This window comes from Dongia mobilis (assembly GCF_004363235.1).
GTDB classification, from domain to species: Bacteria; Pseudomonadota; Alphaproteobacteria; order Dongiales; family Dongiaceae; genus Dongia; species Dongia mobilis.
In genome coordinates, this window is the sequence record NZ_SNYW01000006.1 from 520,329 (window position 1) to 534,903 (window position 14,575).

12 protein-coding genes are annotated in these 14,575 nt (G+C 66.4%); 6 read left to right on the plus strand and 6 right to left on the minus strand.

Annotation, left to right across the window (positions count from 1 at the left end; genetic code table 11):
* The 3 genes from A8950_RS03985 (at position 1) to A8950_RS03995 (ending at position 3,248) form a co-directional block, all read left to right on the plus strand.
* Positions 1 to 891 carry a cache domain-containing protein gene (locus A8950_RS03985; RefSeq protein ID WP_133612301.1) on the plus strand — a complete coding sequence of 297 codons (891 nt, stop codon included), beginning with the start codon at positions 1 to 3 and terminating at the stop codon, positions 889 to 891.
* Positions 892 to 1,027: 136 nt separating this feature from the next.
* Positions 1,028 to 1,948, plus strand: coding sequence for a 3-hydroxyacyl-CoA dehydrogenase family protein (locus A8950_RS03990; RefSeq protein WP_133612302.1), 921 nt, complete (start codon positions 1,028 to 1,030; stop codon positions 1,946 to 1,948).
* 25 nt (positions 1,949 to 1,973) lie between these two features.
* A complete protein-coding gene (locus A8950_RS03995) occupies positions 1,974 to 3,248 on the plus strand; it encodes an NAD(P)/FAD-dependent oxidoreductase (protein WP_133612303.1) in 1,275 nt (424 codons plus the stop codon).
* 26 nt (positions 3,249 to 3,274) lie between these two features.
* Here A8950_RS03995 and A8950_RS04000 read toward each other — a convergent pair whose 3' ends face one another.
* Positions 3,275 to 4,138: a lysophospholipid acyltransferase family protein gene (locus A8950_RS04000; protein ID WP_133612304.1), complete on the minus strand. Its 864-nt coding sequence runs from the start codon at positions 4,136 to 4,138 to the stop codon at positions 3,275 to 3,277.
* 338 nt (positions 4,139 to 4,476) lie between these two features.
* On the opposite strand from A8950_RS04000, the gene A8950_RS04005 reads away from it, so the two are divergent.
* From A8950_RS04005 to A8950_RS04015, 3 genes are read left to right on the plus strand one after another with little or no spacing between them, the layout of a single operon-like run.
* Complete coding sequence (locus A8950_RS04005; protein WP_133612305.1) at positions 4,477 to 5,718, plus strand: aminotransferase class I/II-fold pyridoxal phosphate-dependent enzyme; 1,242 nt, start codon at positions 4,477 to 4,479, stop codon at positions 5,716 to 5,718.
* A gap of 4 nt (positions 5,719 to 5,722) precedes the next feature.
* A complete protein-coding gene (locus A8950_RS04010; RefSeq protein WP_133612306.1) occupies positions 5,723 to 8,185 on the plus strand; it encodes an FtsK/SpoIIIE family DNA translocase in 2,463 nt (820 codons plus the stop codon).
* A 17-nt stretch (positions 8,186 to 8,202) separates the two neighbouring features.
* Positions 8,203 to 8,862, plus strand: a complete 660-nt coding sequence (locus A8950_RS04015; protein ID WP_133612307.1) for a LolA family protein — start codon at positions 8,203 to 8,205, stop codon at positions 8,860 to 8,862.
* A 7-nt stretch (positions 8,863 to 8,869) separates the two neighbouring features.
* Here the strand turns inward: A8950_RS04015 and A8950_RS04020 are convergent, their stop codons facing one another.
* Genes A8950_RS04020 through zwf form a run of 5 tightly spaced genes read right to left on the minus strand, consistent with a single transcriptional unit; the run spans position 8,870 to position 14,381 of the window.
* Positions 8,870 to 9,346, minus strand: a complete 477-nt coding sequence (locus A8950_RS04020; protein ID WP_133612308.1) for a PAS domain-containing protein — start codon at positions 9,344 to 9,346, stop codon at positions 8,870 to 8,872.
* A 32-nt stretch (positions 9,347 to 9,378) separates the two neighbouring features.
* The gene (gene glk / locus A8950_RS04025; RefSeq protein WP_133612309.1) at positions 9,379 to 10,338 is read right to left on the minus strand and encodes a glucokinase; all 960 of its coding nucleotides are present in this window, start codon (positions 10,336 to 10,338) and stop codon (positions 9,379 to 9,381) included.
* Positions 10,335 to 12,155 carry a phosphogluconate dehydratase gene (gene edd / locus A8950_RS04030; RefSeq protein WP_133612310.1) on the minus strand — a complete coding sequence of 607 codons (1,821 nt, stop codon included), beginning with the start codon at positions 12,153 to 12,155 and terminating at the stop codon, positions 10,335 to 10,337. Before edd ends, glk begins: the two co-directional genes overlap by 4 nt.
* A gap of 26 nt (positions 12,156 to 12,181) precedes the next feature.
* Complete coding sequence (pgl, locus tag A8950_RS04035; protein WP_166644986.1) at positions 12,182 to 12,886, minus strand: 6-phosphogluconolactonase; 705 nt, start codon at positions 12,884 to 12,886, stop codon at positions 12,182 to 12,184.
* A gap of 1 nt (position 12,887) precedes the next feature.
* Positions 12,888 to 14,381, minus strand: a complete 1,494-nt coding sequence (gene zwf / locus A8950_RS04040) for a glucose-6-phosphate dehydrogenase (protein ID WP_133612312.1) — start codon at positions 14,379 to 14,381, stop codon at positions 12,888 to 12,890.
* Between the last annotated feature and the right edge of the window lie 194 nt (positions 14,382 to 14,575).

A 14,575-nucleotide genomic window follows, 5' to 3' on the forward strand; every position in this document is an offset into this window, starting at 1 on the left:
ATGCCGGAACGCCGCACGACAGCATGGTCGGCGGCAGCATGTATCCTGCTGGCGCTGGCTCTGACGGGATGTGCCGATGACGGAAGGCGCGCGGCGCAACGCACCGAAGCCGAGGCCGTGGCGCGCCTGGCCGCTACCTTCGTGGCCGATCTGCGGGGCGATGCGGAAAGGCTCGCGGCGGAGGTCGTGACGGCACGAACTGCCGGACGGCCGCGCACCGACATCTCGGCGATCGCCGAGGCGGTGCTGCGGGATAAACCCGATCGCCTCGGGATCAGTGTGGCCTTCGAGCCCGATGGCTATGACGGCGACGACGCCGGTCACGAGAGTCAGCGCCCCGTGGGCGACAAATCGGGCAGATTTGGTGTCTACTATTTTCGCAGCGGGGATGGATCTGTGGTGGCCGATAATCTTCAGATGACGGCCGAGGCGGGTATCGATCTCTGGTACTCGCCGGTCATTGCGACCGGAAGAAAGAGACTGGACGAGCCGTTCCGCTATCCGCTGGGTGGTGTCGAGCAGCCGATCTCGTCGATCCTTCTGCCGCTTGTCGCCGATGGAAACATTATTGGCGTAGCCACTGTCGAAACGCTGATGACGCCCGTGATTGACGAGATCGCGGCGCGCGATCAGGCCTGGCCCGGCCGGATCTGGGTGATCAGCGAGGCCGGGAACTGGATCGTTCATGCCGATGCGTCGCGGAACGGAACAACAATCGACAGCGCCACGGCTCAATCGCCAGAGGAAGTAGTCGCGCTGGAAACCTATCGCGATCTGCTGAGCAGCGACCGGACAGTGTCCGACGGTACCGCGGGTCCCTTCGCGCTGCGTGTCACCTTCGAGGATTTGCAGCAGAGCTGGATCGTCATCACCACGCCGATCGGAGAGTAACCGGAACCTGCCGCGAGGCGCGAAACACTCCGGTCAGGTGTCAGGGAAGAAAATCAGAAAATCCTCGACCGCCACCGCGCTCTTGGCCTAGCCTCGCTGCCGGTTCAATCGTTCTGGTTCCGGGGAGTCTCGCAAAATGGGACAGGCACGCATTGCCGTCATCGGCAACGGCATCATCGGGCATGGTGTCGCCCAGGTCTTCGCCGCCGCGGGACACCCGGTGACGATGGTTGGGCGCAGTGCCGCGAGCCTCGATGGCGCGCTCGCCAATATCCGCAAGAGCCTCGCCGACTTCGTCGCCAACGACCTGCTGAGCGGATCCGAAGCGGATGCCGCGGTGGCGCGGATCAGGACCAGCACGCAACTCGCTGACGCGGCCGATGCCGAGATGGTGATCGAGGCGGTGACCGAGGATCTGCCGCTGAAGCTGGAGATCTTCGGCGAGCTTGACCGGCTCTGTCCGCCGCAGACCATCCTCGGTTCCTCGAGCGGCCAGCCGGCGAGCGCGCTCGTCGCCAAGGTGCGCCACCGTGAACGCGTCATCGCCACCCATTTCTGGTATCCGCCCCAGCTCATCCCACTGGTCGAAATCTGCGGCGGGCCTTTTTGCGCGCCCGACATACTCCAGCGCACCGTGGCCCTTATCCGCGGCGCCGGCAAGGAGCCGGTGGTGATCGAGAAGGAAGTGAAGGGCTTCATCGGCAACCGCCTGCAATTCGCGCTGTTGCGCGAGGCCTGGGCTTTGTGGGCCGATGGCGTCGCCTCGGCGGATGCCATCGATGCGGTGGTTAAGGCCAGCTTCGGCCGCCGCATCGACATCACCGGTCCGATCGAATCCGCCGATATCGGCGGCCTCGCCACCATGGTGGCCTTCGGCAATTCGCTCATCCCCGATCTCTCGACCGCATCGCAGGCGCCAGAGAAGGTGGCGGCCAGGCTGCAATCGGGTGCCGCCATGCCGGGCATCTACGACTGGTCGAGGCGCGACGCCGGTGAATTGCGGGCCCAGCGCATGGCGGAATTGTTCCGCTGGCTGAAGGCCGACCGCGCGAAATAGTCAGGCAACAGGTTTTGGCAGCAAGATGAAGACAGATCCCTTCTGGTGGGAAGCCGCCCCGCGCCCTGAGATTGCCCCGCCCGACCTGCCGCTTCAGGCCGATATCGTCATCATCGGCTCGGGCTATACTGGCCTCATCGCGGCGCTCAAGCTGACCGAGGCGGGGTGTCATGTGGTGGTGCTGGAGGCGGGCCAGATCGGCAGCGGTGCCTCCAGCCGCAATTCCGGCTTCGTTGGCCGGACGCTCAAATACTCTTTCGGCGATCTGGTGAAGGCAAAGGGGCTCGATCACGCCATCGCCACCTATCGCGAGATGCAGACAGCGTTCGAGGCGGTCGCGCTCACGGTCGCGGAATACCGCATCGATTGCGGCTTCAAGCAGCACGGCCGGCTGGTGCTGGCCGAGACGGCGGCGCAATTCGAGGACCTGAAGCGCGAATACGAGCTGCGCCACAAGCATCTGGGTGCGCCTTTCGAGGTGCTGGACCGGCCGGCACTCACTGGCGAGATCGGCTCGGACCGCTATGTCGGCGGCGTCATCCTGCCGGATCTGGGATCGATCCATCCCGGGCTCTATCACCAGGGCCTGGTTGCGGCCGCGCAGAAACTCGGTATCGCCCTGCATCCCCTGACCCGCGCCAGCAGCATCCGGCGCGGCGCGGGCGGCTTTGCCGTGAAGACGTCGCGCGGCGACATCGCGGCGCGCGACGTCATCCTGGCGACCAATGGCTATACCGACGGTCTGGTGCCCTGGCTGCAGCGACGCCTCATTCCCTTCGATGCCTGGAAGGTGGCGACCGAGGAATTGCCGCCGGGCCTCATCGACCAGTTGCTGCCGAAGGACCGCACCTATATCGATTCCTACATGAACATCGACGCCATCCGCCGCTCGCCGGACGGCCGTCGGATCCTCTATTGCGGCAAGACGGGCCAGCGCAGCAACCAACAGATGATGGCGCGGCGCCTGCTGGGCGAGTTGCAGGCGATCTTCCCGGCACTGGGCGATGTCGAACTGACGCATTCCTGGACCGGTCGCTGCGCCGCCAGCTTCGACCTGCTGCCGCATATCGGCACCCATGAGGGCATGCATTACGCCGTCGGCTATTGCTTCGCCGGCCTGCCGATGGGCTCGCATTTCGGCCGCCTGCTGGCGCAGCGCATCCTGGCGCCGGGGACGGCGCCATCGGTCTTTGCCGATCAGCCCTTCCCGACCGTGCCGCTTTACGGCGGCAACAACTGGTTCGTGCCCTGGATGATGCGCTGGTACGATTTCAAGGAAGGCAAGAAGCACGCCGCCTGAGGCGGCCTTGCGTCAGCAGATGGAAGTCAGGCGATGATGCCGTGGAAGCCGGGCCGCGAGGCCGGGTTGCCGAGCCATTCGGTGCGGGCGCGGAGATGCCGGCTCAGTTCATGCGGGTCGCGCATGGCGGCAAGGCCCTCATAGGGCAGTACATCGCCGATGGTGACGCGGAACTCGCCGCCGATCTTGTTGGCGATCTCATGCACCAGGAAGGCGAGCCTGGCCGTCATGCTGATATGGCTGGCGATCTGGAAGAGGCGGCTGTTCTGGCCGTGGAAATACATCGGCACAACATTGGCCTGGGCGGCATGGATCAGGCGCGCGGTGAACGGTTTCCAGTCGAAATCCACGGCGCGCCTGGCAAACGGTGTGGGCGTGGTCGCGACGGCTCCGGCCGGGAACACGACCAGGCAACCGCCTGCCATGATGTGTTCGCGGGCGATGGCGCGCGATTGCAGCGTCGTCGCCCTGGCCGCCGGGGTGGGATCGAAATCGACCGGCAGGATGAAGCGCTGGATCTCGGCATCGGGCGGATAGAGGCGGGCATGGGTCAGCACCTTGAAGTCACCGCGCACACGGTTGGCGAGGTGCCCGATCAGGATGCCGTCGACCAGGCCGAAGGGGTGGTTGGCGACGATGACCAGCGGCCCGGATGCCGGCAGGCGGGCGAGTTTCTGGGAATCGTAGTCGAGGCTGAGTTCGAGGAGGCGCATCGCCGCCTCCCAGAAATCGACCGATCCCTTCATCTCGGCCTCGTAGAGGTCGTAGAGCCGCCGCAGACGGGTCTGGCCGGTCAGGGTCTCGATGACCCGGATGGCGCAGCGCGACAGGCGCGTGTCGGCAGGGCTGGCATAGGAGAGGTCGATCGTGTCATCAGCGGTGGTAGCCATGGTTCCTGGATAGGCCGCCAAGGTTGCACGCACATCTCAACAGGATGACATTTATGTTGTTGTTTCACGTGAAATAAATAATTACGCATAAAATCAATTGATTGAATCCGTAAATTGTAGCGGGGGAACGCCGGCGGAACCTTTCGCGATCATGCAGGGCGAATGTCCTTGTGCCTCGAAACTGCGTAAATACAATCACTTGATGCCACACTCTTAAGATATTACTCTCGTTCGCTGCTTGTGCCGGTTTGTACTCATTTCGAGTCGCCGCCGAGTCGCACCCGAGTCGCGCTTTGATATCGCTTGCTTTTCTGCCCCTGGCGGCCAAGGTTTCCGGAATGAATCAGGATCGTGTCGAGTCGCTGGCCCAGTTCCATCCCTTCACGCGGCTCAACAAGCTGTTGGAAGGTGTCGCCCCCGGGGGCGGGAATACGCCTTTGCTGTTATCCCTGGGCGAGCCGCAATTCCAGCCGCCGGGCTTTGCCGTCGAGGCCATCGCTAGCGCAAAGGACGCCTGGAGCAAATACCCGCCGACGGCAGGGAATGAGGCTTTCCGGGCGGCGGTCGCCGCCTGGCTCGGCCGCCGCTATGGCCTGGAACCGGGCTTCGTCGATCCCGAGGGGATGATCCTGCCCGTTTCCGGCACGCGCGAGGCCCTGTTCCACATCGCCCTCTCAGCGGTAGCCAGCGGCCTGCCCCGCGGCAAGGGCAGGGTGCTGATGGGCAATCCATTCTATCACACCTATGCCGGGGCGGCCGTGGTGGCGGGGGGCGAACCCGCCTTCCTGCCAGCCGGCCGCGCCACGGATTTCCTGCCGGACCCGGATGCGGTGCCGGCCGAGCTCCTCTCGCAGACGGCGATGGTCTATCTCTGCTCGCCGGCCAACCCGCAGGGTGCCGTCGCCGGAAAGGATTTCTGGCGGCGCTGGATTGCGCTTGCGCGCCGGCATGATTTCATCATCGCGGCCGACGAATGTTATGCCGAGATCTATTCTGCCGCGCCGCCGCCCGGTGCCCTCGAGGCCGCGCAGGAAACCGGCGCGTGCGATCATGTCGTGGCCTTTCATTCCCTTTCCAAGCGATCCTCGGCGCCGGGCATGCGCTCCGGCTTCGTCGCCGGCGACCGCCGGCAACTGGCCCGTATCGCCCAGCTGATCAATTATGGCGGCGTCGCCGTGCCGCTGCCGGTGCTGGCCGCTTCGACCGCACTCTGGTCGGACGAGGCGCATGTGGCCGAGAACCGCGCCCGCTACCGGCAGACCTTCGACATCGCCGAGCGCGTTCTCTCCCCTCTCTTCGGAACCGTGCGGCCGGCCGGCGGTTTCTTCCTCTGGCTCGAGGTCGGCGACGGCGAGGCGGCGGCGAGGGCGCTCTGGCAGGAGGCAGCGATCAAGGTATTGCCGGGCGGCTATATGAGCCGGGTCGACGAACAGGGGCGCAACCCGGGTGCCGGTTTCATTCGCGTGGCGCTGGTCTACGAGCCGGCGATGATGGAAGGCGCCCTCGGTCGCATGGCCCAGGTGCTGGCCCGTCTCGAAGGCAGGCGATCCGTGGCCCGGGCCGCGGGACAAGGGGGGTAAGATTATGGCGGCAAATGGCGGCATGACGCTGCAATCCGGTTTCGGGCTCGGCAATCTGGGGCCGTTCCTGAAGCGGCGGATGACCGAACTGCTCGGCTTCGCCCTCATCCTCGCCGGTCTCGCCTATCTCCTCGCCCTGCTGACGGCAAGCGGCAGCGATCCCAGCCTCAACCGCGCCTCGGACCAGCCGATCGCCAATATCTTCGGGGCGGGCGGCGCCATCTTTGCCGATTTCGTCCTGCAGGGACTGGGGCTGGCCGCCCTGGTGGTGCCCGGCGCATTTTTCGCCTGGGGCGTCCTTTTGCTGCGCGACCACCATCTGCGCCGGATCTGGGCCAAGCTGGTGCTGCTGCCGGTGGGTGCGCTGCTGCTCGCCGCCGCCTTTGCCGTCCTGCCGGGTACCGGCCAATGGCCCTGGCTGACTGGGCTCGGCGGCCTAGCCGGGCAGATGATCCTGGCCGGCTCGGCGGGCGATGGCGGCCTGGTGGCGCTGGTCGCCGGCATCGCCGCCGGTACGGATCCGGCGCTGGTCGAGCGGCTGGCGGCGCTGGGCCTCTTCGCGCTCGGGCTTTTCGTTCTCTATCATGTGCTCGGCATCGGCGTCGGCGGCTATCTCCGCTTCGGCCGGGGTGTCGCGCGCATGGGCCGCAATGTCGGCGAGGCGATCGATCGCGGTCGCAGCAGCATAGGCGAAGGCGGGCCCCGGCTGCCGCGCTTCTCGTTCCGCCTGCCGCGCCTCGGCGGCGGGCAGCGGCCGGCGGCTGCGCCGCGACGCGAACCGCGCTTCGACGACGATGCCGAGGATCACCGGCCGGCCATCGAGATGCCGCATGAACCGGAACAGCCCGAGCGCGCTGGCCGGCTGGTCGTGGCGCCGGTGCAGAAGCCGCGCGAGAAGGCAAAGCCTGCCAAGGTGGCGAAGAACACGCGCCAGGCCAAGCTGGCGCTGGACGAAAGCGATTTCGAACTGCCGCCGGTCGATATCCTCTCCCTGCCCACGGCCAATCTGGCCGTGCAGCGCATCAACGAAGAGAGCCTGGAGAAGAACGCGCGCCTGCTCGAGACCGTGCTGGATGATTTCGGCGTCAAGGGCGAGATCGTGAAGGTGCGGCCCGGTCCGGTGGTGACGCTCTATGAACTGGAACCGGCACCTGGCACCAAGACCAGCCGCGTGGTCGGTCTCGCCGACGACGTCGCGCGCTCGATGAGCGCCGTCTCGGTCCGCATCGCGGTGGTGCCGGGGCGCAGCGTCATCGGGATCGAACTGCCCAATCGAGAGCGCGAGGTGGTCGCCTTCCGCGAGCTCATCGAGGATGACAGCTACCAGTCGACGCAGAGCCGCCTCGCCCTGGTCCTCGGCAAGGATATCGGCGGGGCCCCCATCGTGGTCGATCTCGCGCGCATGCCGCATCTGCTCATCGCCGGCACCACCGGCTCGGGCAAGTCGGTCGCCATCAACACCATGATCCTGTCGCTGCTCTACCGGCTGACGCCGGAGCAGTGCAAGTTCATCATGATCGATCCCAAGATGCTGGAACTTTCCGTCTATGACGGTATCCCCCACCTGCTCTCGCCCGTGGTGACCGAACCGAAGAAGGCGATCGTGGCGCTCCGCTGGGTGGTGCGCGAGATGGAGAACCGCTATCGCGCCATGTCGCGCCTGGGTGTCCGCAACATCGACGGCTTCAACCAGCGCCTGGAACAGGCGCGCGCCGCCGGCGAGACGCTGACCCGGCGGGTGCAGACCGGCTTCGATCCAGAGACCGGCCAGCCGGTCTATGAGGAGGAGCCGTTCGATCTCACCGCCCTGCCGTTCATCGTCGTCGTGGTCGACGAGATGGCGGATCTGATGCTGGTGGCGGGGAAGGAGATCGAGGCGGCGATCCAGCGCCTGGCGCAGATGGCGCGCGCCGCCGGGATCCACATCATCATGGCCACCCAGCGCCCCTCGGTCGACGTCATCACCGGCACGATCAAGGCCAACTTCCCGACCCGCATCAGCTTCCATGTCACCACCAAGATCGACAGCCGAACAATTCTTGGTGAAATGGGGGCCGAACAACTGTTGGGACAGGGTGACATGCTCTATATGGCCAATGGCGGGCGCATCACCCGCGTTCACGGCCCGTTCGTTTCCGACCGCGAGGTGGAATCGATCGTGCGCTTCCTGAAGGAGCAGGGCGAGCCGTCCTATATCGAGGAAGTGACGCAGGATGACGAGGAGGGTGGTGGCCTTGACGGCTTCGACGGTGAACCCGGCGGTGGTTCGGGCGACGAGCTCTACGACCGCGCCATCGCCATCGTCACGCGCGAGAAAAAGGCCTCGGTCAGCTTCGTGCAGCGCCATCTGCAGATCGGCTATAACCGGGCGGCCCGCATCATCGAGCGGATGGAAAAGGAAGGCGTGGTCAGCCCCGCCAATCATGTCGGCAAGCGCGAAGTTCTGGCGCGCGGCCTCGACGACTAGGAAAGGATTGCCGCAACGTGACTGATCTAATCGCCACCCGGCGCCGGGTGCTGGCCCTTGCCGGCGGACTCGCCGTCCTGCCGCTGCTGGCCAGCCCGCATTTCGGCGGACTGGCCGCGGCAGATGCCGTGCCGGCGAACCTGACCCCGGAGGATCGGAGCGATATCGGCCGCATCGAGGACTACCTCAACGGCATCACCACGATGCAGGCCAAGTTCCAGCAATACTCGGCCAAGGGCGGCATCGCCTTCGGCACGATCTATCTGAAGCGGCCAGGCTTCATCCGCATCGAATATGATCCGCCTTCGCCGATGCTGATCGTCTCGGACAGCGTCTCGCTGCACTATTACGACCCGGAGCTGGACCAGATCAACCGCGTGCCGGTGTCGTCGTCGCCGATCTGGTTCCTGCTGAAGGATGAAGTGCGTTTCGGCGGCGACGTCACGGTGACCGCATTCCAGCGCGCCCCCAATTCCTTTGCCATCACCATCCGCCAGACCGACGACGCCGAGGAAGGCGCGGTCATGCTTGAGCTGGGCGACCGGCCGCTGGAACTGCGGCAATGGACGGTGACGGATGCCAAGAGCCAGGAAGTGCGCGTCGGCCTGTTCAACGCGCAATTCGGCATGGATCTGGACCAGCAGCTGTTCCGCGTCCCGCGCAAGCGGAACAACTGACGCCGGATCAGCGGTTGCGCCGGTAGTCGACGAAGGCGAACAGCATGTTGACCGTCTCGCCGTCGGACGAGAGCGGCATGGCCAGCGATCCCACTTCGCTCAGCCTTGGATTGGGCGCCAGCACCTCTTCCTGGTCGTAGATCGGGCGGCGCATCTCGACCACCGTCCGATAGGTACGGAATCCCTCCTCCGGCGTCACCGCGAAGACATGCTCGCGCACATCCTTGCCGGTCGGGTCATAGCCACGGGCCTCGACCTCGTCCGTTCCCACCAGCCGGTAAGTCAGGCGCAGCGGATCCTGGGCGACATCGATCAGGATGATGCCCGGCAGCAGGTCGCGGATTTCGCTGGGATCGATATCGGCGCGCGACGGCATCAGCCGCGTGCCGCGCTTGGCATTCCAATAGTCATAGGCCCTGCGCACCTTGGCGCTGCACAGAGTGAGGAAGGAATCGTCGGTAATGCGGCGAAAAGGCGTACTCATGGGCAATATCTGGCAGAAGACCGGGGATTTGGCTACGCCTCATCCTGTCGCAAGGTGACAGCGGCCCCGAGCAGGGCCAAGGTGTGGTCGAGGATGACGAAGATCGGCATCGCCTGCAACAGCGAGGAAAGGCGCCCCTTGTCGAGAAAACGCCGCTCGAACGGGCTGTCCGGCAGGACCGGCAGCAGCCGCGGCACGATGCCGCCGCCGAGATAGACGCCGCCGCTGGAGCCGAGGGTGAGGGCGAGGTCGCCGGCGACCGATCCCAGGATGGCGCAGAACCGCGTCAGCGCTTCGCGGGCGGTCCGCTCGCCCCGCTCGAGGCCGCGGGCGGAGATTTCGGCGGGGCTCGGGCGTTCCGCCGGCTCGCCCGCGCGGTGGCGGAGGAATTCGTAGATGTTGACGAGGCCGTCGCCGGAGAGCAGCCGCTCGTTGGAGACGCGACCGATGCGCAGTTGCAGGAAGCGCAGCAACTCCATCTCGAGATCGTCCTGGGGCGCGAAGCCGACATGCCCCCCTTCGCCGGCCAGCGCCACCCATCCGCCATGCCGGTCGCAGACCAGGCCGGAGACGCCGAGGCCGGTGCCGGGCCCGAGAACGGCGCAGGCGCCCCGGGGCTCGGCGATGCCCGCGCGCAATCGGTGCAATCCGTCGGGCTTGGCCTGGGGGATGCCCAGCGAGAGCGCCTCGAAATCGTTGACCGTGCGGAAGTGCCGCCAGCCGAACTCGGCCGCCAGTGCCTGGCGCGAAAAACGCCAGGTCGAGTTGGTGAACTCGATCTGGTCGTCGCGCGCCGGGCAGGCGACGGCGAAGCAGGCATCGACCGGTTTTTCGCCGGCCCAGTCCAGATAGGTGGCGATGGCGGCGCCGATATCGGGGAAATCGCGCGCCGAGAGCGTCTTCATCCGCTCGACCGACGTCGCGTCGCGGCGGCAGAGCGCGAAGCGCGCATTGGTGCCGCCGATATCCGCCACCAGGAAAAGCCCGCTCATGCGAGGCCGTCCCAGCCGAAGCTGGCGGCACCCGCGTCGGCGGCTCCCACGGCGGCGCGGAATCCGGCGAACAGCTCGCGGCCGCAGCCATGTGTGTAAGGCGACAGATCGGGTATATCGGCGGCGCGGGCGGCAAGTTCGGCGGCGTCGACCTTGAGCGTCAGCTGGTCGGACTCGGTATCGAGGCGGATGATATCGCCATCGCGGATGCGCGCGATCGGCCCACCGACGGCCGCCTCCGGCGAGAGGTGGATGGCGGCCGGCACCTTGCCCGAGGCGCCGGACATGCGCCCATCGGTCAGCAACGCCACCTTGTAGCCGAGATCGAGCAGCACGCCGAGGGCCGGTGTCAGCTGGTGCAGTTCCGGCATGCCGTTGGCGCGCGGGCCCTGGCCCTTCACCACCACGATCACGTCGCGATGCAGCCTGCCTTCCTTGAACGCCGCCTTCACCGCCTCCTGGCTGGAGAAAACCATGGCCGGCGCCTCGATCACGCGATGCGCCGGCTTCACCGCCGATACCTTGATGATCGCGGCGCCCAGATTGCCGCCCAGGACGCGGATGCCGCCCTCCAGCGCAAAGGGATCCCGCACCGGGCGCAGCACATCCTTGTCGAGAGAGTCTGCCGGCGCTGCGCGCCATTTCAACCTTCCGCCGTCGAGCCAGGGTTCCTCGGCATAGGCCGAGAGATCGTCACCCGCCAGCGTCTTGACGTCGCGATGCAGCAGGCCGGCATCGATCAATTCCCGCACCAGGAAGCCGAAGCCGCCCGCCGCCTGGAAATGATTCACGTCGGCCTGGCCGTTGGGATAGATGCGGCAGAGGAGGGGGGTGACGCCGGAGATCTCGGCGAAATCGGCCCAGGTGATCCGGATGCCGGCAGCGGCGGCGACCGCGATCAGATGGATGGTGTGGTTGGTCGAGCCGCCGGTCGCGGTGAGGCCGACGATGGCATTGACGATCGCCTTCTCGTCGACGATCTCGCCGATCGGCCGGTAATCGTTGCCGAGCGCCGTCGCCCCGGCGACGCGCTTCGCCGCGGCGGCCGTGAGGGCGGCGCGCAAAGGGGTTCCCGGATTGACGAAAGCGGCGCCCGGCAGATGCAGGCCCATCAATTCCATCAGCATCTGGTTGCTGTTGGCCGTGCCGTAGAAGGTGCAGGTGCCCGGCGCGTGGTAGGAGGCGGATTCCGCCGCCAGCAATTCCTGACGTCCGACCTTGCCCTCGGCATAGAGCTGTCGGATGCGCGACTTCTCGGCGTTTGGCAGGCCAGAGGGCATCGGTCCCGCCGGCACGAAGACGGTCGGCAGATGGCCGAAGGCGAGGGCCCCGATGAGGAGACCCGGCACGATCTTGTCGCAGACGCCCAGCATCAGGGCGGCGTCGAACATGTCGTGGGAGAGCGAGACAGCCGTCGCCATCGCGATCACGTCGCGGCTGAACAGAGATAGCTCCATGCCGGCCTGGCCCTGGGTGACACCGTCGCACATCGCGGGGACGCCGCCGGCAAACTGCGCGGTCGCCTGGCCCGCAACAGCCTGCCTGATGATCTCCGGATACTCCTTCAACGGCTGGTGCGCCGAGAGCATGTCGTTATAGGCCGAGACGATGCCGAGATTGGGCAGGGTGACGCCAGCCAGCGCTTCCTTCTCGGCAGGAGAGCAGGCGGCATAGCCATGGGCGAGGTTGCCGCAGGAAAGCCGGGCGCGCTGCACACCCTTGCCGCGCGCGGCGGCGACGCGTTCAAGATAGGCGGCACGGGACTCCAGGCTGCGGGCGCGGATTCGCTCGGTCACGGCTTGGATGGTGGGATGCATGGTGGTCCTCATGCTTGGCAATTGCGTCAGATGCAGGTCAGGATCTCGACCGGCACGCGGTCCTGGCGCAGCAGCGCCGTTAACGGCAGGCGATCGTCACCCTTCTCGATATTGGCCATCGCCTGCGCCAAGACAACCCGCTTTTCCGCGCCCGGCACGGCGAGGAAGAGGTGCCGCGTGTCGGTGAGGGCGCGCAGAGTCAGCCCGATGCGCGGATGGCCCTTGGCCGGGGCGGTCAGGACCATGAGGTCCAAGGCGGCGTCGATCCGCAGGGCCGGCCCGGTCTCGGCACGGCCCGGAAACAGTGACGCGATATGTCCATCCTCGCCCATGCCGAGGAAGACGGCGTCGAACGGGCGCGGGATCGCGCCCAGTGCGCGGGCGATATCCGGCAGGGCATCGGCCGGCGACGGCAGTTGCCGGTAGAGGCTGCAGGCCTGTGCCGTGTCAGCTTTGTCCCGCAGCAGATGGCGGCGGATCAGGCCCTCATTGCTGTCGGGATGGTCGGAGGCAACCCAGCGCTCGTCGCAGGGAATGACGGTGACCTTCGCCCAGGGGATATCGGCACGTGACAAATGGTCGAACACGGCCACCGGCGTGCTGCCGCCCGGCACCACCAAGCTGGCCGCCCCGCGTGCCGCGACGGCCTCGCGCAAGATTTGGGCGAGGCGTGCAGCCAGCGCGACAGCGAGGGCGTCGCGGCTGTCGAATGTCCGCTCGTGGACCGTCACGTCAGAAATCGTCCTCGTGCCAGGTCCGGCCGTCACGTTCGATCAGGGCGATGGCGGCATTGGGGCCCCAGGAGCCGGCGGCATAGGGCTTCGGCGTCAAGCCGGTTTCCGCCCAGCCCTCGCGGATGCGATCGATCCACTGCCAGGCGGCTTCCAGCTCGTCCACCCGCATGAAAAGCGCGGGCCGGCCGCGGATCACGTCCAACAGCAGGCGCTCATAGGCGTCCGGCGAGCGGCCGCCGAAGGTCTCATTGAAGGAAAGGTCGAGCGCCGTCTGGCGCAGCTTCAACTCGCCCGGGCCGCGCCCCTTGTTGAGCATGACGAGGCGTATACCCTCGTCCGGCTGCAGGCGCATCACCAGCTTGTTGGGGTGGATGATGCCGGCCGAGGCGGGGTAGGGCGAATGCGGCGGCGTCTTGAACTGCACCACGATCTCGGACGAGCGCGCCGGCAGGCGCTTGCCGGTGCGGACATAGAACGGCACGCCGGCCCAGCGCCAGTTGTCGATGGCGATCCTGATGGCGACGAAGGTCTCGGTATTACTGGCGGCTCCCGAATCGGTTTCCTCTAGATAGCCGGGCACGCCATTGCCCTCGACCGTGCCGGCGCGATATTGGCCGCGGACGGTGGATTGCGCGACATCCTCGACCCCGATCGGGTGCAATGCGCGCAGGACCTTCAGCTTCTCGTCGCGGATCATATCCGCGTCCAGCGTCGACGGCGGCTCCATGGCAGCGAGGCAGACCAGCTGCAGCAGGTGGTTCTGCACCATGTCGCGCAGCGCGCCGGATTCGTTGTAATAGGTCCAGCGCCCGCCGACCCCCACCGTTTCCGCCACCGAGATCTGCACGTGGTCGATATGGGTGCGGTTCCACAGGGGCTCGAACAGGGCGTTGGCGAAGCGCAGCACCATCAGGTTCTGCACCGTCTCCTTGCCGAGATAATGGTCGATCCGGTAGGTCTGCGGTTCGGTGAAGGCAGCGGCGACGGCGGCGTTGATGGCCTGGGCCGTAGCGAGGTCCTTGCCGAGCGGCTTTTCCAGCACGAGGCGGGATTCCGGAGTCACCAGGCCGAGGGATTTGAGATGTGCGGCAATCGGGCCGAAGAGATCCGGCGCCGTCGCCAGATAGAACGCGCGCACGACATCGGCGCGTCCCTGCAGCGCGGCGACGAGATCGCGATAGGATGCCGCATCGGTAGCGTCCAGGCTGATATAGTGCAGGCGGCCGGCGAAGCGTTCCCAGGCGGCCTCGTCGAACGGGCCATGAATCGCGTCGCCCGGCGAATGGACGACGCATTCGTCATGCATCAGGCGCAGGAAATCCGCTTTCTCCATTTGGCCGCGGGAAACGGCAATGATGCGCCCGTCATCCGGCAGCCGCCGCTCGCGGTCGAGATGATAGAGCGCCGGAATGAGCTTGCGGCGCGCGAGGTCGCCGCGTCCGCCGAATACGATCATGTCGAACGGGTGTGAGATAAGCGTCTTGGCGGTCATTTCTGTCCTTATGGATATCCCCTTGCGGGTAGCGGGCGGGAAGCGGGACCGGATCGACCGGTGGCGGTGGCGCAAGCAAACCCTGCCCCAGTTGCAGCCAAATCTTGTCGCGGCCCAATCTTGCATGGTTGCGCTGTCATATTCCAGTGTCGCAATGGCGTCCGCATCGGCTCGGCAGAGGTGGGCCGGGGTGG

Excerpts from the sequence above, each read along its gene's own strand:
- A8950_RS03990 (WP_133612302.1), top strand. The coding sequence starts at position 1,028 with ATGGGACAGGCACGCATTGCCGTCATCGGCAACGGCATCATCGGGCAT.
- A8950_RS04020 (WP_133612308.1), bottom strand. The coding sequence starts at position 9,346 with ATGAGTACGCCTTTTCGCCGCATTACCGACGATTCCTTCCTCACTCTG.
- A8950_RS04000 (WP_133612304.1), bottom strand. The coding sequence starts at position 4,138 with ATGGCTACCACCGCTGATGACACGATCGACCTCTCCTATGCCAGCCCT.
- A8950_RS04005 (WP_133612305.1), top strand. The coding sequence starts at position 4,477 with ATGAATCAGGATCGTGTCGAGTCGCTGGCCCAGTTCCATCCCTTCACG.
- A8950_RS03985 (WP_133612301.1), top strand. The coding sequence starts at position 1 with ATGCCGGAACGCCGCACGACAGCATGGTCGGCGGCAGCATGTATCCTG.
- A8950_RS04010 (WP_133612306.1), top strand. The coding sequence starts at position 5,723 with ATGGCGGCAAATGGCGGCATGACGCTGCAATCCGGTTTCGGGCTCGGC.
- A8950_RS03995 (WP_133612303.1), top strand. The coding sequence starts at position 1,974 with ATGAAGACAGATCCCTTCTGGTGGGAAGCCGCCCCGCGCCCTGAGATT.
- zwf (WP_133612312.1), bottom strand. The coding sequence starts at position 14,381 with ATGACCGCCAAGACGCTTATCTCACACCCGTTCGACATGATCGTATTC.
- glk (WP_133612309.1), bottom strand. The coding sequence starts at position 10,338 with ATGAGCGGGCTTTTCCTGGTGGCGGATATCGGCGGCACCAATGCGCGC.
- edd (WP_133612310.1), bottom strand. The coding sequence starts at position 12,155 with ATGCATCCCACCATCCAAGCCGTGACCGAGCGAATCCGCGCCCGCAGC.